We start from the raw sequence: 18,081 nt of genomic DNA, 5'->3' as shown, positions 1-18,081 counted from the left end.
AGCTCATTTTACGATGATCGACAATTACTCGAATGATACGGCATCCGTCAGTTTCGTCGTCGAGCGCGTTATGAATAGTCATGAATCAATCCATCCGGTGGCCTCGGACATGCCCGTCTATCTGAACCTCGCCATGGTCAGCATGATATGGGGCGGGACCTGGGTGGCCGGGCGATTTCTCGCCGGCAGCCTGAGTCCGATCCTCGCTGCCAGCCTTCGGTTCTTGCTGGCCAGCGTCGCGTTGCTCGGATTTTTGTGGCTGGCGCGAATTCCCCTCGCACGCCCGAATGCCGGGCAATGGCTGCAACTGGCATGGCTGGGGTTCTTCGGGATCTTCTTCTACAACCTGTGTTTCTTTTACGGCTTGCAATACATCAATGCGTCGCGGGCCTCGCTGATCGTTGCGTTGAATCCGGCGGTGATTGGCCTGGCTTCATGGCTATTGTTCAAGGAGCGTCTGAGTCGACTGAAAGTCATCGGAATCCTGATCTGCATCGGCGGCGCCGGTGTAGTGATCGTCAGCCGTAATCCGCAACTGCTGGCCGCGACACCAGATGCCTGGATCGGTGATCTGCTGATTTTCGGCTGCGTGTTGAGCTGGGGTATTTACTCGCTGTTTTCCCGCACCCTCAACCAAAGCATCGGCCCGTTGCAGACGGTGACCTTTTCGATTCTGCTCGGCACGCTGATGCTCTGGGCGCTGGCCGCCGTTCGTGGCGAAGTGAGCGGGGCGGCGGTGGTCAGTCTGGGGATGACGCAATGGCTGAGCCTGATCTATCTCGGGGTCTTGGGATCGGCCCTGGCGTACATCGGTTACTACGACGGCATCCGCAAGATCGGCGCGACCCGCTCCGGCGTGTTCATTGCGCTCAACCCGCTGACCGCCGTGCTGGCTGGTGCCGTCCTGCTGGGCGAGCAACTGACGCTGCCCATGTGCCTGGGCGGCGTGCTGATTCTGGCGGGCATCTGGCTGTGCAACAAACCCCTTGCACCGGGCCGAAAAAAGCGGATTTTATAGAGAGGGCAGACAACCCTATTTACGCTGTGTAGAATCGGGTTACGCATACAATAATAATCGTCTTCTGGCAGCAGAAGCCTCGCCCGCAAGAGCCTTGGGTCGACAATGAAGATATTCGGGTTTCAACTGATCTACGGTGACTTTCTCGCCCGCAGTGTGCGTGGCATTTCCTGTGCGCCGCCCACCGGTCTCAGCATTACTGACAAATAACTCTGGTTAATTGATAAGAATGATGAGGCGCCAACCATGGCAGATTTATACGAAAACCCAATGGGCCTGATGGGCTTCGAGTTCATCGAGTTCGCATCGCCGACACCCGGCACCCTGGAGCCGATCTTCGAGATCATGGGCTTCACCAAGGTAGCGACCCACCGTTCCAAGAACGTGCACCTGTATCGCCAGGGCGCGATCAACCTGATCCTCAACAACGAACCTCACAGCGTGGCCTCGTACTTCGCGGCCGAGCACGGTCCGTCCGTATGCGGTATGGCGTTCCGGGTCAAGGATTCGCAGAAGGCCTACAACCGCGCGCTGGAACTCGGCGCCCAGCCGATCCACATCGAAACCGGTCCGATGGAGCTGAACCTGCCGGCGATCAAAGGCATTGGCGGCGCGCCGCTGTACCTGATCGACCGTTTCGGCGAAGGCAGCTCGATCTATGACATCGACTTCGTGTTCATCGAAGGTGTTGACCGCAACCCGGTCGGTGCCGGCCTGAAGATCATCGATCACCTGACCCACAACGTGTATCGCGGTCGCATGGCCTACTGGGCGAACTTCTACGAGAGGCTGTTCAACTTCCGCGAGATCCGTTACTTCGACATCAAGGGCGAATACACCGGCCTGACCTCGAAAGCGATGACCGCGCCGGACGGCATGATCCGCATCCCGCTCAACGAAGAATCGTCGAAGGGCGCCGGGCAGATCGAAGAGTTCCTGATGCAGTTCAACGGCGAAGGCATCCAGCACGTGGCGTTCCTCACCGACGATCTGGTCAAGACCTGGGATCAGTTGAAGAAGATCGGCATGCGCTTCATGACCGCGCCGCCGGACACCTACTACGAAATGCTCGAAGGCCGCCTGCCGAACCACGGCGAGCCGGTGGATCAGTTGCAATCGCGCGGCATCCTGCTCGATGGCGCATCGGACAAAGACGACAAGCGTCTGCTGCTGCAAATCTTCTCGGAAACCCTGATGGGCCCGGTGTTCTTCGAATTCATCCAGCGCAAAGGCGACGATGGCTTCGGCGAAGGCAACTTCAAGGCACTGTTCGAGTCGATCGAGCGTGACCAGGTGCGTCGCGGTGTGCTCGCCACCGAGTAATTCGCATCAGATGTAAAAAGCCCGGCCTGCAATGTTGCAGGCCGGGCTTTTTATTGCGCGTCTTACGGGCGCCGCTGGCGCATCAGATGCTTGAACCCTTCAAACACCAGCACCACTACCGCGAGCCAGATCGGAATGTAGGTCAGCCATTCGCCGGGCTTGATGCTCTCACCCAGAAGCAGCGCCACACCGAGCAACAGCACCGGCTCCACGTAACTCAATAATCCGAACAGACTGAACGGCAGCAAACGACTGGCAATGATGTACACCACCAGCGCCGACGCACTGATCAGACCGAGCAGCGGAATCAGCCACGCCAGCGCCGGATACTGATCGAACACGCCGAAACCCTGTTCACCGCCGCGCACAAACCAGTACGCCACCGGCAGCATCAGGGTCATGTCCACCCACAGGCCACCGAGGTTGTCGGTCTTGAGGTATTTGCGCAGCACGAAGTACAGCGGGTAACCGACGACCACCACCAGCGTCGCCCAGGAAAACCCGCCGACCTGATACAGCTCGTTCAACACGCCGAGGCTGGCAAAGAACACCGCGACTTTCTGCAAGTACGACAGGCTTTCGCCATAAGCGATGCGCCCGGTCAGCACCATGGCCAATGGCAAGAGGAAGTAGCCCAGCGACACATCGAGGCTGTAACCATTGAGCGGCGCCCACATGAACAGCCACAACTGCACGCCGAGTAGCGCTGATGAGAGGATCAGGCCGCCGATCAACTTCGGCAGCGCAGGAACCCGGCGCAGCAGCTCCAGCACCCGCCGCCATTCGCCGGACAGCAACATGAACACGGTCATGCAGGGCACGGTCAGCAGCATCCGCCAACCGTAGATTTCTACGCCGCTCAACGGGGTGAGCAACGAGGTGTAGTAATACATGACGGCAAACAGCGTCGAGGCTGTTACCGAGAGAGCGATACCTTTAGACAAACTGTCCTCGCGGGGGTGATGGTCAAACGGGGCGCGCAGGATACGTGGTTTTTGTGGTGAATATTGGTCGAGTGATCGATATTTCCAACATTCGACACAGATCCTGTGAGAGCAGGACCTGTGTCGAAGCATAGGTGCTTAAGGCTGGCGCGGTTTGCGCCCTGACACAAAATGGCTCACATCATTAAACCCCGGCGTAGACGCATGCCCCGGTGTCACCAGCGAATCGATAAACGCCTCATCCTCCGCCGTAATCTTTACCGCCTGCGCCTTGGTGTACGCATCCCATTGTTCTTCCGTACGCGGCCCGACAATTGCCGACGTTACCGCGCCGTTGTTCAGCACCCAGGCAATCGCAAACTCGACAATCCCGACCCCGCGCTCCTGGGTGTATTGCTGAATCTGCTGGGCAATGCGCAACGACTCCACCCGCCATTCAGTCTCCAGAATCCGTTTGTCCTGACGCCCGGCGCGGCTATTGGCGTCCGGCGTTACGTCGGGTGCGTACTTGCCGCTGAGCACGCCACGGGCCAGCGGGCTGTACGGCACCACACCGAGGCCGTAAGTCTGGGCGGCGGTGATCTGTTCGGTCTCGGCCTGACGGTTGACGATGTTGTACAGCGGCTGGCTGATCACCGGGCGATCGACGCCCAGTTTGTCCGCCACGCGAATCACCTCGGCAATCCGCCAGCCGCGATAGTTCGACAGGCCCCAATAACGGATCTTGCCCTGGCGAATCAGGTCACCAATGGCCGAGATCGTCACTTCCAGCGGCGTGTTGTGGTCTTCGCGGTGCAGGTAATAGATGTCGAGGTAGTCGGTGCCGAGCCGGGTCAGGCTGGCCTCCAGACCATTGAAGATGTGTTTGCGGCTCAAACCGCTGCGGTTCGGCACACCGTCCACCGGGCCGAAGCCGACCTTGGTCGCCAGCACCCATTCATGACGATGACGGGCGATGGCTTCACCGACGATCTCTTCCGAGCGGCCGCTGGTGTACACGTCCGCCGTGTCGATGAAATTGATGCCCTGATCCCACGCCTTGTCGATGATGCGCAGCGAGTCTTCCGCGCTGGTCTGCTCGCCGAACATCATCGTGCCGAGGGTGAGGGTGGACACCTGCAACCCCGATTGACCCAGTGTGCGATAGCTCATGCCGAAATCCTTTTGTCGGTGGGAAAGCTTCCATCAAATACCAGAAGCATCCGGCGCGGCAAAGTGAATTTATCGGCGCAATGCCTCGCAGCGCTCGCGCAAAAACGCCTGCAACACCTTCACCCGTTCCGACACCTGCACCCGATGCGGGCACAGCAGATTGAACGGCACGCTCTCGCCGTGCCAGTCATCGAACAGCGTCACCAGCCGCCCGGCGCGGACATCTTCGGCCACATCGAGCCAGGCCTTGTAGGCGATGCCATGGCCGGCGAGCGCCCAGCGGCGGGCGACTTCGCCGTCATCGCTGAGGTAATCGCCGCGTACTTCGACCTCGACCGTTTCGTCTTCGCGATGGAAACGCCAGGTGTTATAGGGCCGACCGTTGCGCAGGTAGAGCAGGGCGCTGTGCTCGCTCAATTCGGCCGGGTTTTGCGGTGTGCCGTGACGCTCCAGATACGCAGGGTTGGCGCAGGCCACACGCCGATGCTCCGGCAGAATGGGCAACGCCACCAGCGTCGAATCACTCGGCACGCCAAAGCGCAGCGCCACATCCACTGTCTCGCGAAACAGGTCCGCATGCCGGTCGTTAAGCAGTAATTGCAGTTGAATGTGCGGGTGCTCGCGCTTGAAATCGTCCAGCCACGGCAGCAACACATTGCGCCCGAAGTCCGACGGCGCCGCCAGTTGCAGCACGCCGCTCAGGCCTTCGGTCTGCTGCTTCAGCGCCTGTTCGCCCTCGGCCAGGGTGGCCAGTGCCAGGCGCACGCTTTCCAGGTAGCGCCGGCCTTCTTCGGTCAGGCGCATGCTGCGGGTCGAGCGGGCGAAGAGGCGGATGCCGAGGCGGGTTTCCAGACGTTTCAGCGCGATGCTGGCGGCGGCCGGGGTCAGCTCCAGCGCCCGGGCGGCGGCGGAAATGCTGCCGGAGTCGGCGGTGCGGACGAAGATTTCCAGATCGAGGATTGAGCTCATTAGTAAAAATCCGTTGAAGATCCTTGGCGTTTTGCGGGATTTTTCCGGGATTGGCAAGCGCAGATACTGCAATCCTGAATAACCGCAGGAGACAGACATGACGTGGACATTCGATCATCTGGCGTTCAACACCGCTGACGGACAGGCGCTGCAGGACGCTTTTGGTGCGCTATTGGAACTGAAACCGGGGCGTCGGCCGCCGTTTCCGTTTCCCGGGCGCTGGTTGTATCAGGACGCGCAGGCGCTGGTTCATGTGATTGAACAGCCGGCGCTGGATGAGGCTGCGTTGAGTCATATTGCGTTTCGTACCGATGAAGACGCGGCGGTGGTTTTGAAACGGGTGCAGGGCAGTGGGTTGCCGTATCAACTGGCGCAGGTGCCGGAGGACGGGATCTGGCAAATTTTTGTGCAGATGCCGGGGGGATTGGTGCTGGAGCTGGACGCAAAGACGGGGATTTTGTGAGTGTTTAATTGTGGTGTTTAAAGGACACGTTCAGACACGCACCCCAGGCTACACAACCTTGCGCCGTTGCCTACGACTAAGCCAGAATCCGCCGGCTTGTGCGCTTATAGGCCGGGTTTTATCGTTGTTCTGTCGCTGAAAAGAACAGCGATCGGGTTTGGTAGCCCGGGTCTTTAAATGCAGAGTGCTCCATTTTGCAGAGTCTTTCGTCTCTGTTTTATGGTGGCCATTCGCAGGGCGCCTTCGGGCGCGCCGTTTCTCCTAAGGCCCGGTCTACCAACCTGCGTCTGGCCACCACCATCGTTTGGTAGCGAGAGTGGTGGCTCTATATAAGTGCCTTAGGAGTTTCACCATGATCAAACCAACACCCAACCCACCCGAAGCCGATTCAACGTCCCCCTACGAAACCCTCGATTCCAAGAAATTCCACGAAGCCGCCGAACGCGCCCTCGATCACTACCTCAATCCGTTCCACCCCAGAAAACCGCTGCTCAAACCCAACACCCGCTACCTCATCGCCCCCGGCATCCCGAGCGAAGAACTATTGGCGGATGCCTGCGAAACCCTGACCTCCGCCAAAACCATGGCCAGCGATTTCGCCGGGATGATCGATGCGCCGCAGCGGCATGTGCTGCTGGGCATCGGGCAACTGATCATGCTGGCGGAACTGGCGGTGAACCGGGTGCTGGATAACCAGGACGTGGCGGCTGAACCTCGGCCCTGAGTGATAAAACCGAAACGGCCCCTTTGTGGGGCCGTTTTTGTGTCTGCAGGAAAACCGTTCACCGACGACCATTCGTCTTGAAATCACACTCACCTGTCAGATCTGACAGGTGACGATTCTCTTCTCTCGCGGTGTGATGGGGTACGTCCCGAAGATGGCTTCGCACGCTACGCCAGGAGAGCAGCATGAGTACGAGCATCAACATCAATTCCACACAGATCAGCGCCTTGCTCCAGCTGTATCCGATGGCCATCCCGGGCGCAGAAGAAAACCTGCAACCGCCAGGGGTCTACCATCTCGGCATTCCCGAAAGCATTCATTCGCCCTCCACCAAACTCTTCATGGTGATCGACCCGGTCACGTTGTTTTCTACTCCCTTCGCGGCAGGTGACTCTGTAAGGCTGTGGGTCAACAGCCAGGCGACATCCGTGATCAAGCCTATCAAGCCGGGTGAAGAGAACGACCGCATTTTTATGGAGTTGCCTTGGGGAGGGTTGAAGGATGGTCTCAATACGCTGCACTACGAAGTCACCCGGGTCAGCGGCAATAAAGATAAATCCGATCCGATACTGAACGTGCTGTTCAACAACCCGGTCTCCGGTATCACGGTCAGCCATCCGGCCAGCATTGGCCCGGGGCAGCCGGCCACATTCACTTTAACGCGCAGCTATCCGCGCGAGTATGACGTGGTGACGCTGACGGTGGGGACGTGGAGCAAAACCATCACCTACGTCCATCCTGCCAACCCGGTCACCTACACCCTGACAACCACCGATCTTCAGCAGATCGGTGACGGCACCCATCCGGTGAGCGCCACAGTGGCCGATCAGCTAGGTAACCGCAATGTGTCGCCAACGACCACTATCGATATTCGTGCCAATCAGTCACAGGTTGTGGTCACATTTCTCAATGGGCCTTACACCGTGGCTGCCGGCGGGCAAGTAAAGGATGTCCAACTGAGCCTGACCAAGGCAGGCCAGCCGGTTGCAGGCGTTATCGAGGTGACGCTTCCAGTGGGTACGGTGTATGCCGATGGAGCAGGGGGGGCACGCGATTTTCCTACCCAGCCGGACGGCACGGTTAACGTCAGCGGGGTTATTGCCGGTGATAAGCCTGGAGTCTTTTCATTCACTGCCAGCAGTGGAGGCGCAGCGACAAATGTTGCCTTTACAATCAAGGCCTATGGTCCCGCCGGGGTAGTGCCAGTAGGCGCACAGCCGCTTGGCGTTACGATCAGTGCAGATGGCACCCGATTGTATGTCGCCAAATCCAGCAGTTCATCGGTGGCCGTGATCGATACGACAACGTCACGTGTTATTCAGAATATAGCGGTGCCGGGACAGAAAATTTCTTGGGACATAGGTGTCAACAAAGAGGGGACGCGCGCTTATGCATGTGACCTCGACAGTTCACCAACAACTACACAGCCGCTTGCGATCATTGATCTTGAGCGTTCGGTAGTTGTTGCGACGCTGGCTGCTGTCAAGAATACCGCTGGGGTTGTATTGAGCCGATCGGGTGGTCTGGCCTATGTGTCCAGTTATCACGAGCGCTGCGTTTCAGTGGTTGATCTTAAAAGCCAGTCGGTCGTCCAACGTATCCCGGTAGGCGTCAATCCATGGTCACTGGCGATCACTGCGAATCAAGATCGTCTCTTTGTTTGCTGCGTTGATGGTGCTACAGGAACAAACAAATCGATTTCGATCATTGACACGCAATCATTGACGGTGACTGCCACGATTCCATTAATCGGGACAAATGTTCCGTATGGTTTGGCTGTCAGTCCAGACGGTAGATACATCTATTGCGGTTTTTGGACATCAAACTATAACGGTGAGATACGGCAAATAGATACTCAAACACTGGCAGGCGTCAGAGCTATACCTGTTAGTGGAACACCAAGAGATATTGTTCTTAATCGTGCCGGAACTCTGGCTTATTGCTGTCTGGTGGAATCCGACAAGCTTGCGACCATCGACTTGCTCAGGGGGATAATCATCGCCTACACATCGATCGGACCTGGATCTGTCAGTGTCACGATCAGCCACGATGACACGCGAGCTTATGTCGCCAGTGGTGGGAGCGACAGTGTGTACGTCATTTCTCTCGAAGCAGGATTGCAAAGCATGTCGTCTAACGTTGCTGGCGTACCAACTGATGATCCGCAGTTTGGAGGCGGGAGTGTTGCTGATTCGCCTCTGTTTCGGTGATCGTTCATGGAAAAGGGCGTATAAAAAAACGGCCCGAAAAAGGGCCGTTTCTGTGTTCCGCCAAGGCTTAAACCCGCAACGTCCGCGTCATCCGCAACGCCAGCAGACTCCCGCCCACGATCACACCCGCCAGCAGATACAACGCCGCATCCGTCGATCCGGTGCTGTCCTTGACCCAACCCACGAGATAAGGGCTGAGGAATCCAGCCATCTGCCCCATGGAGTTGATCAACGCCAATCCACCCGCCGCCGCACCCGCACTCAACATGGCGGTCGGCACCGGCCAGAACATCGGCAAACCGGTCAGCGCACCCATGGTCGCGATGGTCAGGCCGAGAATCGCAATCGCCGGATTCGCCGCGAAGTTCACCGCGATCAACAGGCCGATAGCGCCCATCAACATCGGCACCACCAGATGCCAGCGACGTTCTTTGCGCAAGTCCGCCGAACGACCGACCACCAGCATGAACACAGCGGCCAACAGATAAGGAATCGCACTCAACCAGCCAATCACCAGGTTGTCGCTGAAGCCGAGGTTCTTGATGATCGACGGCAACCAGAAGTTGATCGCGTACACGCCGCTCTGGATGCAGAAGTAGATCAAACCGAAGGCCCAGATCGCGGGGTTCTTGAACACGGCGATCAGCGAATCGGAAGTGGTTTTCGGTTTGTTCGCCAGGTCTTCCGCCTGATCGGCTTCCAGCACCGAACGCTCATGCGGGGTCAGCCATTTGGCAGCGGCGAAGTTGTCGCTGAGCAGGAAGTAGGCGAGTGCGCCGAGGATCACAGTCGGAATACCTTGCAGCAGGAACATCCACTGCCAACCGGCCAAACCGCCTTGGCCCGCAGCGAAGTGATTGAGGATCCAGCCGGAAAACGGGCTGCCAAGCAGGCCCGACACCGGGATCGCCGACATGAACAGCGCCATGATCCGGCCACGGCGGAAGGTCGGGAACCACTGCGAGAGATAGAGCACAACGCCCGGGAAGAACCCGGCTTCGGCCGCACCTGTGAACAGGCGCAGGGTGTAGAACTCGGTCGGGGTGGTGACGAAAAGCAGGCAAGTCGACAGCGTGCCCCAGGTGATCATCATCAGCGCGATCCAGCGCCGTGGGCCGAATTTGGTCAGCGCCAGGTTGCTCGGTACGCCGCACAGCACGTAGCCGATGAAGAAGATACCGGCACCGAGGCCGTACACGGTTTCGCTGAATTTCAGCGCGTCGAGCATCTGCAGTTTGGCAAATCCAACGTTGACCCGGTCGAGGTAGTTGAACAGGTAGCAGATGAAGATGAAGGGGATCAAACGCAGGGTGATGCGTTTGTAGACGGCATTTTTATCGTCAGCGATGGTCTGGGCGGCAGCGGCGCTCTGCGACATGGCGGCTCTCTCTTTATTATGATTTTTTGCGATGCAAAGGGTAACGTTGATCGCCCTGAGAGTCTCGGTCACCTTTGGCCGGATTGTCTTTGTGCCTGAGCACAGGCTTTGCTGCCAGACCCTGTGCGGGTGAACAACCGTCCGCGCCTGTTTTCAAGGATTTTACCCTTATGTTCGAACTCGATCACGACCTCGCCCAGGACATCGTCGACCGGGCCATGGCCATTTTGCCGTACAACGTCAACGTCATGGACAGCCAGGGGCTGATCCTTGGCAGCGGCGAGCCGGAGCGGATCAACACCCGCCACGAAGGCGCGCAACTGGTGCTGGCCAACGGTCGGGTGGTGGAGATCGACGCGCAGACCGCTGTGCATTTGAAAGGTGTGCAGCCGGGGATCAATCTGCCGTTGTTGCTCGATCAGCGCTTGATCGGTGTACTCGGCATTACCGGCGAGCCGGAGCAACTGCGCACTTACGCCGAACTGGTGCGCATGACCGCCGAAATGCTGGTCGGCCAACGCAACCAGCAATCCGAACAGCAATGGCGTCGGCAACGTTGCGATGACTTGCTGGCGTTGCTGTTGAGCGAAGCGGGGGATTCGCCAAGGCTGGTCGATGAAGCTCAGCAACTTGGGCTGAAGCCGCAACTGACGCGGGTGCCCTATCTATTTGAATTGGGTCTGGAGCATGGGCCGGGGCAAACCGTCGAGGCACTGAGTGCCTGGCTGATGTCGCGCTACCCCGACAGTTGGTGCGTGAGTTCGGCCAAGTCGTCACTGTTGTGGTGCCGGCCGGCAAGTCAGAACGTCGAGCATGATCGGCTGCTGGAAAAACTCGATGGTCTGGGCTGGAACATCCTGCGCATTGCGGTCGGCGGGCAGGCCGATGGGCTGGCCGGGTTGCGCCGTTGTTATCGGCGGGTCGGCGACTTGCTCGCCTATGGCCGCGAAGTGCTCCCGCGCTCACGCCTGCTGACACTCAATCGTTATCGCTTGCCGGTGATGCTCTGGCGCCATCGCAACGATGATGCGCTGGATGAACTGCTCAAACCGTTGCGCAAAGTCATCGCCAAGGACAGCAACGGCCAGTTGCTGGCGACCCTGCGCAGTTGGTGCGACCACGACGGGCAGAGCCAGGCCTGCGCCGATGCCTTGGGGATTCACCGCAACAGCCTGCGTTACCGGATGGAGCGGATTGCCGAGTTGAGCGGGGTCGATCCGCTGAAACTCGACGGCATGCTGGCGTTGTATCTCGGGGTGCAATTGCTGCCGCAGACCGACGATTTGTCGAAATGAACAATAAACGCCTGCGCCACTTGTGCAGCGGACAGGCGTCAACGTTTCAAGCGACTGGCAGCATGAGGGGCATTGGAACTGGAGAATTCGCATGAAAATCGTCATCGCCCCCGATTCGTTCAAGGACAGCCTGAGTGCCCAAGGCGTTGCGGAAGCCATTGCGCTGGGCCTGGCGCAGGTCTGGCCGCAGGCGACGCTGGTCAAATGCCCGATGGCCGACGGTGGCGAGGGGACGGTGGAGTCGATTCTCGACGCCTGTGAAGGCGAGTTGCGCCGTACCCGCGTGCGTGGCCCGTTGGGTGCGGCGGTTGAAGCCGCGTGGGGCTGGTTGCCGCACAACCACACCGCGATCATCGAAATGGCCGAAGCCAGCGGCCTGCAACTGGTGCCGCCGGGGCAGCGTGATGCGTGCATCAGCAGCACGTTCGGCACCGGTGAACTGATTCGCGCTGCGCTGGATGCCGGCGCACAACGGGTGATTCTGGCCATCGGCGGCAGTGCCACCAACGACGGCGGCGCCGGGGCGATGCAGGCGCTGGGCGTGAAACTGCTGGATGCTCAAGGGCAATCACTGGTGCCGGGTGGTCTGGCGCTGGCGCAACTCGCACGACTGGACCTGAGCGAACTCGACCCGCGTCTGGCGCAGGTGCGTTTCGACATCGCCGCCGACGTCAACAATCCGCTGTGCGGCCCCCACGGCGCCTCGGCGATTTTCGGCCCGCAGAAAGGCGCATCCCCCGCGCAAGTGCAGCAACTGGATCAAGCCCTCGGTCACTTCGCCGAACTCTGCGCGCAAGCGCTGGGCAAGGATGTTCGGGACGAGCCGGGCAGCGGTGCAGCGGGTGGACTGGGTTTTGCGGCCAAGGCGTTTCTCGGCGCACGGTTTCAGGCCGGGGTCGAAGTGGTCGCGGAACTGGTCGGACTGGCCGATGCAGTGAAAGGCGCAGATCTGGTGATCACTGGCGAAGGGCGCTTCGATGCCCAGACCCTGCGCGGCAAAACCCCGTTCGGCGTGGCGCGGATTGCCAAGCAACACGGCGTACCGGTGATCGTGATTGCCGGCACCTTGGGCGAGGGCTATCAAGCACTTTACGATCACGGCATCGACGCAGCTTTCGCCGTCACCAGCGGCCCGATGACGCTGGAACAAGCCTGCGCCGAAGCGCCGCGTCTGTTACGTGAACGTGCTACGGACATTGCCCGCGTCTGGCGCATGGCGACGCCGGGCTGACCTGTCACCCACCATATAAAGCGTCGGGTGTTTCAATAGCGAAACACTCGCAATAATTTGAAAAATATTTGCTCTTTACCTGCAAAATTCCTCAAGCCTGGCCGATATAAAGATCAGGCGCGCACAAGACTTCCACAAACAGTGACGCCGGACTGAAACCCGCTTTAGCGGGGCAGTGATTACGGCATGGACGCTCGCAGTTTCAATCATCCGAGAGTCCTACTATGTCCTTGCGTAATCTGAACATCGCGCCCCGTGCCTTCCTCGGTTTTGCCTTTATTGCCCTGTTGGTGATCGTGCTCGGCGTTTTCGCCGTCAACCGCATGTCGGTCATCCGTCAGGCGTCCGTCGAAATGCAGACCAATCAGTTGCCCAGCGTCGCCTACCTTGGCGTGGTGACGGAAAACGTCTTGCGCCTGCGGATCCTCTCGTTCCGCATTCTGGTCAACCGTGACGCCGCCGGTCTGCAGGATGCACAGACCCGCATCGGCGTTCTCGTCGACAAGGTGCGCAGTGCCCAGGCCGCTTACGCCGCATTGCCGGCTGATAGCGATGAGAAGGCACAATATCAAGCCTTCGCGACGACGCTGGACAACTACCTGCAAGCGCAGAACCAGATGATGGAGCTGTCCCGTCAGGACAAGGTCGAGGACATGCGCACCCTGATCAACACGAAGATCAAGGACGGCACCGACCAGATGGGCGAGCAGCTTAACAAGCTGATTGCGATCAATGCCGCCGGCGCCAAAGACGCCTCGATTCAGGCCGGTGAGCATTACGACAGCGCCATTACTGGCGTGGTCATTGTGGCGGTCATCGCTGCCGTGGCTACCGTGCTGCTCGCCTTGATGCTGACCCGCAGCATCGTCACCCCGTTGAACCGTGCCGTGGCCGCCGCACAAACCATCGCCGGCGGCAACCTGACCAAAACCATCGAAGTCGACGGTAAGGACGAGCCGGCGCGTCTGCTTGAAGCCTTGTCTGTGATGCAGGCCAACCTGCGCAAGACCATCGAGCAGATTGCCGGTTCCGCCACGCAACTGGGCGCCGCTGCCGAAGAACTCAGCGCCGTGACCGAAGAAGCGTCCCGTGGCCTGCAGCAGCAAAACGACGAAATCGAACAGGCCGCCACTGCCGTCAACGAAATGACCGCAGCGGTGGAAGAGGTGGCGCGCAATGCCGTCTCGACCTCCGAAGCGTCGAACCAGTCCACCCACGCCGCCCGTGAAGGTCGCGATCAGGTAGTGAAAACCGTCGATGCGATCCAGACCATGACCCGGGACGTGCAGAACACCGCACAGATGATCGAAGGCCTCGCCGCTCAGGGCCGTGACATCGGCAAGGTGCTGGACGTGATCCGTGCCATTGCCGAACAGACCAACCTGCTGGCACTCAACGCCGCCATTGAAGCGGCCCGTGCCGGTGAGGCCGGGCGTGGTTTCGCCGTGGTGGCGGACGAGGTTCGTGCCCTGGCCCATCGCACCGCGCAATCGACCCAGGAAATCGAAAAAATGGTCGCCGGCATCCAGAATGGCACCGGCGAAGCCGTCGATTCGATGCAGCAAAGCAACCAGCGCACCCAGACGACCCTGGAAATGGCACGGGCCGCCGGCGTCGCGCTGGAGCAGATCACTCAATCGATTCACCAGATCAACGAGCGCAATCTGGTGATCGCCAGCGCGTCCGAAGAGCAGGCGCAAGTGTCCCGTGAAGTCGACCGCAACCTGGTGAATATCCGTGATCTGGCCACGCAATCGGCGGCCGGGGCCAACCAGACCAGCGCCGCGACCCACGAACTGTCGCGTCTGGCGGTGGATTTGAATGCGATGGTGGCGCGGTTTGTGATTTGACCTAGGGTGAAGGCTGGAGACCGCGCAATCAGGAGACGTACATGCGCTATTCAGCCTTGACCCAACGAATCGCCGGGGAGGGAGCAGCGGCCTGGCGGATTCACGACCGAGCGCTGGAGCTGCGCGCCGAAGGGGTCGATGTATTGCTGCTGTCGGTGGGTGATCCGGATTTCGATACGCCGTTGCCGATCATCCATGGCGCCATCGACAGCCTGTTGGCGGGCGATACCCATTATTCCGAAGTGCGCGGCCGGCTGGAGCTGCGCAAGCGGATCGCCGAGCGCCATCGGCGAAAAAGCGGCCAGGACGTGGACGCTGACCATGTGATTGTGCTGCCCGGCGCGCAATGCGCGGTGTATTCGGTGGCGCAATGTCTGCTGGATCCGGGCGATGAAGTGATCGTCGCCGAACCCATGTACGTCACCTACGAAGGTGTGTTCGGTGCCTGCGGCGCAACCGTGGTGCCGGTGCCGGTTCGCCCGGAAAACGGCTTTCGTGTCGATCCGGCAGATGTCGCGGCGCGGATCACCCCGAAGACTCGGGCCATGCTGCTCAACAGTCCCAACAATCCTTCCGGCGCCAGTCTGTCGCTGCTGATCTGGCAGGAGCTGGCAGCGCTGTGCATCCGTCATGACCTGTGGCTGATCAGCGATGAGGTCTACAGCGAATTGTTATACGAGGGTGAGCACGTCAGCCCGGCGAGTTTGCCGGGCATGGCCGAACGCACGGCGACTATCAACAGCCTGTCCAAATCCCATGCGATGACCGGTTGGCGCATCGGCTGGATGATCGGGCCCAAGCCGTTGGCCGAGCATCTGGTGAACCTGTCGCTGAGCATGTTGTTCGGTCTGCCGGACTTCGTACAGAAAGCCGCGCAGGTCGCACTGGAAAAAGATTTGCCTGAAGTGACGCAGATGCGCGAGGAATACCGGTTGCGCCGGGATCTCGTGTGCGAGCGCCTGCGCGGCTGTCCGGGGTTGTACCCGATCAAGCCGGATGGCGGGATGTTCGTGATGGTCGATGTGCGCCAGACCGGGATCGGTGCGCAGGGTTTTGCCGAGCGGCTGCTGGAAGGGTATGGAGTTTCGGTGCTGGCCGGTGAAGCGTTCGGGCCGAGTGCGGCGGGGCATATTCGCATCGGGCTGGTAGTGGATCGGGTGAAGCTGGCGGATGCGTGTTCAAGGATTGCGTTGTGCGCTGCGCAGCTTCTGCAAGTGCGCAGCGCCTGACCTCGATCAGAGTGGGTTCACCAGATTGGCGGGTCTTTCTCCCGCCAACGCCGCCAACAGATTCTCCACCGCACACCGCGCCATCGCTTCGCGCGTCTCATGGGTCGCCGACCCCATGTGCGGCGTCGCCACCACGTTGTTCAACTGCAACAACGGCGAGTCATGATTCAGCGGCTCGCGTTCGAACACATCCAGCCCCGCTGCGCGAATCCGGTTATGGCGCAAGGTGTCGATCAGCGCCGCCTCGTCCACCACCTTGCCCCGTGAAATGTTGATGAAGATGCTCTCCGGGCGCATCAACGCAAACTGTTCCGCACCAATCAAACCTTCAGTCTGCGCGGTCAACGGCAAGGTCAGGCAGATGAAATCCGCCTGCTGCAACAAATCCTCAAGGCTGCGGTACTGCGCATCAAAACGCTCTTCGACCGCCGGTTTGCGCGACTGGCTGTGATAGATCACCGGCATCCCGAACCCGAAATGCCCGCGCTGGGCCAAAGCCTCACCGATCCGTCCCATGCCGATGATGCCCAGGGTCTTGCCGTGTACATCGGTTCCGAAATGCGCCGGGCCGATGCTGCGGTGCCAGTGACCGCCGCGCACCATGTTCGCCAGTTCCACCACGCGCCGGGCGGTGGCCAGGATCAGGGCGAAACCGGTGTCGGCGGTGGTTTCGGTGAGCACGTCCGGGGTGTTGGTCAGCAGGATCCTGCGCCGGGTCAGGTAGTCGATGTCGTAGTTGTCGACGCCCACCGAGACGCTGGAAATCGCTTCGAGCTGCGGCGCCAGATCGAGCAGCGCCGCGTCCAGTTTCAGGCTGGCGCCAAGCAGACCGTGGGCGGCGGGCAGGGCGTCGCGCAGTTTCATCAGGCCGTCGGCGTCGAGGCTGTCGATCAGCGTTACATCAACCTGTTCTTGCAGACGCGCCATCAGAGAAGGCGACAGTTTCTTGTACAACACAACCTGCTTTTTCATCGCAGTCATCTCTCTGTCAATTCAGGAATGGGCCGGCAGCGGACGCGGTGCGACGCGCTTGGCCGTCACCCGGTCGCTGGCGCCGGGCTTGAGAAAAATCGTCAGCACCACCGAGAGCATCAGCGCGCCGCTCATCAACAGGTACGAAGCGCCGGGCGAACCGGTGGAGCTGTTCAGGTAACCGACCAGATAGGAGCCACCGAACGAACCGAGGGCGCCCATGCTGTTGATCAGCGCCATGGCGCCGCCGGCAACGTTGGCCGGCAGGATCTCCGGGACGATGGCGAAGAACGGGCCGTATGGTGCGTACATGCAGGCGCCGGCAATCACCAGCAGCGTGTACGACCACCAGAAATGCTCGGCACCGAGGGCGTAGGAACCGTAAAACGCCACCGAGGCAATCAGCAGCGGCGGCCAGACGAAGCGTTTGCGCTTTTGCAGTCTGTCCGAGCCCCAGGACACCAGCAGCATGCCGATTACCGCCGCCAGATACGGCAATGCCGACAGCCAGCCGGCCTCGATCATGTCCATCTGCGCACCGGCCTTGAGGATCGACGGCAGCCACAGCACGAAGCCGTAGACGCCGATGCTCCAGCAGAAAAACTGCAACGCCAGGATGATCACCTTCGGCGAACGGAAGGCTTCGGCGTAGTTCTTCACCGCTTTGATCCCGACCTGTTCGGCGGCGAGAGCGCTTTCCAGATCGTGCTTTTCCTGGTCGCTGAGCCACTTGGCCTGGGCCGGACGATCATCGGCGAGCTTCCACCAGATGAATGCCCAAAGCACCGCCGGCAACCCTTCGATGATGAACATCCAGCGCCAGCTGAAATGCTGCACCAGATACCCCGAAACCACCGACATCCACAGCATGGTCACAGGGTTGCCGAGGATCAGGAAGGTGTTGGCCCGCGAGCGTTCGGCACGGGTGAACCAGTGGCACAGGTACACCAGCATCGCTGGCATCACTGCCGCTTCGACCACGCCGAGCATGAAGCGGATGACGATCAGCCAATAGGCGTTGGAGACCACGCCGGTCAACGTGGCGAGTCCGCCCCAGAAAATCAGGCTGACGAAAATCAACTTCTTCACGCTGTGCTTTTGCGCGTAGATCGCGCCTGGCACCTGGAAGAAAAAGTAACCGAGGAAGAACAGCGCGCCGAGCAGCGAGGACAGGCCTGGGGTGATCATCAGGTCGGCGGCCATTCCGGAGGCGGCGGCGAAGCCGTAGTTGGCGCGGTCGAGGTACGCCAGGCTGTAGGTGATGAACACGATCGGCATGATGTACCACCAGCGGCGGGTGGCGAGGGTTGCGGTTTTCATGGT

At 60.0% G+C, this 18,081-nt stretch carries 15 protein-coding genes; 9 read left to right on the top strand and 6 right to left on the bottom strand.

The features are described from left to right. Positions 1–70: 70 nt before the first annotated feature. The gene (locus tag AC07NR_RS07895) at positions 71–1,018 is read left to right on the top strand and encodes a DMT family transporter (RefSeq protein ID WP_495078279.1); all 948 of its coding nucleotides are present in this window, start codon (positions 71–73) and stop codon (positions 1,016–1,018) included. 246 nt (positions 1,019–1,264) lie between these two features. Then, positions 1,265–2,341: a 4-hydroxyphenylpyruvate dioxygenase gene (gene hppD, locus AC07NR_RS07890; RefSeq protein ID WP_495078278.1), complete on the top strand. Its 1,077-nt coding sequence runs from the start codon at positions 1,265–1,267 to the stop codon at positions 2,339–2,341. A gap of 62 nt (positions 2,342–2,403) precedes the next feature. Here the strand turns inward: hppD and rarD are convergent, their stop codons facing one another. The 3 genes from rarD to AC07NR_RS07875 all read right to left on the bottom strand — a co-directional run bounded on the left by rarD (position 2,404) and on the right by AC07NR_RS07875 (position 5,406). Beyond that, complete coding sequence (gene rarD / locus AC07NR_RS07885) at positions 2,404–3,285, bottom strand: EamA family transporter RarD (protein ID WP_423203544.1); 882 nt, start codon at positions 3,283–3,285, stop codon at positions 2,404–2,406. 138 nt (positions 3,286–3,423) lie between these two features. Then, complete coding sequence (locus AC07NR_RS07880) at positions 3,424–4,437, bottom strand: aldo/keto reductase (protein WP_495078277.1); 1,014 nt, start codon at positions 4,435–4,437, stop codon at positions 3,424–3,426. Positions 4,438–4,506: 69 nt separating this feature from the next. Beyond that, the gene (locus AC07NR_RS07875) at positions 4,507–5,406 is read right to left on the bottom strand and encodes a LysR family transcriptional regulator (RefSeq protein WP_495078276.1); all 900 of its coding nucleotides are present in this window, start codon (positions 5,404–5,406) and stop codon (positions 4,507–4,509) included. A gap of 97 nt (positions 5,407–5,503) precedes the next feature. Between AC07NR_RS07875 and AC07NR_RS07870 the strand changes: the two genes are divergently transcribed. The 3 genes from AC07NR_RS07870 (at position 5,504) to AC07NR_RS07860 (ending at position 8,803) form a co-directional block, all read left to right on the top strand. Beyond that, a complete protein-coding gene (locus AC07NR_RS07870) occupies positions 5,504–5,869 on the top strand; it encodes a VOC family protein (protein WP_495078275.1) in 366 nt (121 codons plus the stop codon). Positions 5,870–6,221: 352 nt separating this feature from the next. Next, positions 6,222–6,593, top strand: coding sequence for a DUF6124 family protein (locus AC07NR_RS07865; RefSeq protein WP_495078274.1), 372 nt, complete (start codon positions 6,222–6,224; stop codon positions 6,591–6,593). 185 nt (positions 6,594–6,778) lie between these two features. After that, the gene (locus AC07NR_RS07860) at positions 6,779–8,803 is read left to right on the top strand and encodes a YncE family protein (protein WP_495078273.1); all 2,025 of its coding nucleotides are present in this window, start codon (positions 6,779–6,781) and stop codon (positions 8,801–8,803) included. 67 nt (positions 8,804–8,870) lie between these two features. Here the strand turns inward: AC07NR_RS07860 and AC07NR_RS07855 are convergent, their stop codons facing one another. Then, entirely contained in the window at positions 8,871–10,181 is a 1,311-nt protein-coding gene (locus AC07NR_RS07855; protein WP_495078272.1) for an MFS transporter, read from the bottom strand. Between the two features lie 170 nt (positions 10,182–10,351). Here AC07NR_RS07855 and AC07NR_RS07850 point away from each other — a divergent pair, with 170 nt between their 5' ends. The 4 genes from AC07NR_RS07850 (at position 10,352) to AC07NR_RS07835 (ending at position 15,786) form a co-directional block, all read left to right on the top strand. Continuing rightward, the gene (locus AC07NR_RS07850) at positions 10,352–11,476 is read left to right on the top strand and encodes a sugar diacid recognition domain-containing protein (RefSeq protein ID WP_039768706.1); all 1,125 of its coding nucleotides are present in this window, start codon (positions 10,352–10,354) and stop codon (positions 11,474–11,476) included. A gap of 91 nt (positions 11,477–11,567) precedes the next feature. Next, positions 11,568–12,707, top strand: a complete 1,140-nt coding sequence (locus AC07NR_RS07845) for a glycerate kinase (protein WP_248739823.1) — start codon at positions 11,568–11,570, stop codon at positions 12,705–12,707. Between the two features lie 224 nt (positions 12,708–12,931). Beyond that, the gene (locus tag AC07NR_RS07840; protein ID WP_305832822.1) at positions 12,932–14,557 is read left to right on the top strand and encodes a methyl-accepting chemotaxis protein; all 1,626 of its coding nucleotides are present in this window, start codon (positions 12,932–12,934) and stop codon (positions 14,555–14,557) included. 41 nt (positions 14,558–14,598) lie between these two features. After that, the gene (locus tag AC07NR_RS07835) at positions 14,599–15,786 is read left to right on the top strand and encodes a pyridoxal phosphate-dependent aminotransferase (RefSeq protein ID WP_495078271.1); all 1,188 of its coding nucleotides are present in this window, start codon (positions 14,599–14,601) and stop codon (positions 15,784–15,786) included. A 6-nt stretch (positions 15,787–15,792) separates the two neighbouring features. Here the strand turns inward: AC07NR_RS07835 and AC07NR_RS07830 are convergent, their stop codons facing one another. Further along, complete coding sequence (locus AC07NR_RS07830; protein WP_495078270.1) at positions 15,793–16,758, bottom strand: 2-hydroxyacid dehydrogenase; 966 nt, start codon at positions 16,756–16,758, stop codon at positions 15,793–15,795. 21 nt (positions 16,759–16,779) lie between these two features. Continuing rightward, positions 16,780–18,078 carry an MFS transporter gene (locus AC07NR_RS07825; RefSeq protein ID WP_495078269.1) on the bottom strand — a complete coding sequence of 433 codons (1,299 nt, stop codon included), beginning with the start codon at positions 18,076–18,078 and terminating at the stop codon, positions 16,780–16,782. Between the last annotated feature and the right edge of the window lie 3 nt (positions 18,079–18,081).

Source organism: Pseudomonas sp. GW821-FHT09C09 (assembly GCF_059418105.1).
The sequence above is the reverse complement of the archived record's forward strand: the minus strand, read 5'-3'. Positions and strand labels throughout refer to the sequence as shown.

Bases quoted from the DNA above. Each gene is read 5' to 3' on its own strand.
- AC07NR_RS07830 (WP_495078270.1), bottom strand. From the start codon at position 16,758: ATGAAAAAGCAGGTTGTGTTGTACAAGAAACTGTCGCCTTCTCTGATG.
- AC07NR_RS07875 (WP_495078276.1), bottom strand. From the start codon at position 5,406: ATGAGCTCAATCCTCGATCTGGAAATCTTCGTCCGCACCGCCGACTCC.
- hppD (WP_495078278.1), top strand. From the start codon at position 1,265: ATGGCAGATTTATACGAAAACCCAATGGGCCTGATGGGCTTCGAGTTC.
- AC07NR_RS07845 (WP_248739823.1), top strand. From the start codon at position 11,568: ATGAAAATCGTCATCGCCCCCGATTCGTTCAAGGACAGCCTGAGTGCC.
- AC07NR_RS07895 (WP_495078279.1), top strand. From the start codon at position 71: ATGAATAGTCATGAATCAATCCATCCGGTGGCCTCGGACATGCCCGTC.
- AC07NR_RS07880 (WP_495078277.1), bottom strand. From the start codon at position 4,437: ATGAGCTATCGCACACTGGGTCAATCGGGGTTGCAGGTGTCCACCCTC.
- AC07NR_RS07850 (WP_039768706.1), top strand. From the start codon at position 10,352: ATGTTCGAACTCGATCACGACCTCGCCCAGGACATCGTCGACCGGGCC.
- AC07NR_RS07855 (WP_495078272.1), bottom strand. From the start codon at position 10,181: ATGTCGCAGAGCGCCGCTGCCGCCCAGACCATCGCTGACGATAAAAAT.
- AC07NR_RS07860 (WP_495078273.1), top strand. From the start codon at position 6,779: ATGAGTACGAGCATCAACATCAATTCCACACAGATCAGCGCCTTGCTC.
- AC07NR_RS07835 (WP_495078271.1), top strand. From the start codon at position 14,599: ATGCGCTATTCAGCCTTGACCCAACGAATCGCCGGGGAGGGAGCAGCG.
- AC07NR_RS07870 (WP_495078275.1), top strand. From the start codon at position 5,504: ATGACGTGGACATTCGATCATCTGGCGTTCAACACCGCTGACGGACAG.
- AC07NR_RS07825 (WP_495078269.1), bottom strand. From the start codon at position 18,078: ATGAAAACCGCAACCCTCGCCACCCGCCGCTGGTGGTACATCATGCCG.
- AC07NR_RS07865 (WP_495078274.1), top strand. From the start codon at position 6,222: ATGATCAAACCAACACCCAACCCACCCGAAGCCGATTCAACGTCCCCC.
- AC07NR_RS07840 (WP_305832822.1), top strand. From the start codon at position 12,932: ATGTCCTTGCGTAATCTGAACATCGCGCCCCGTGCCTTCCTCGGTTTT.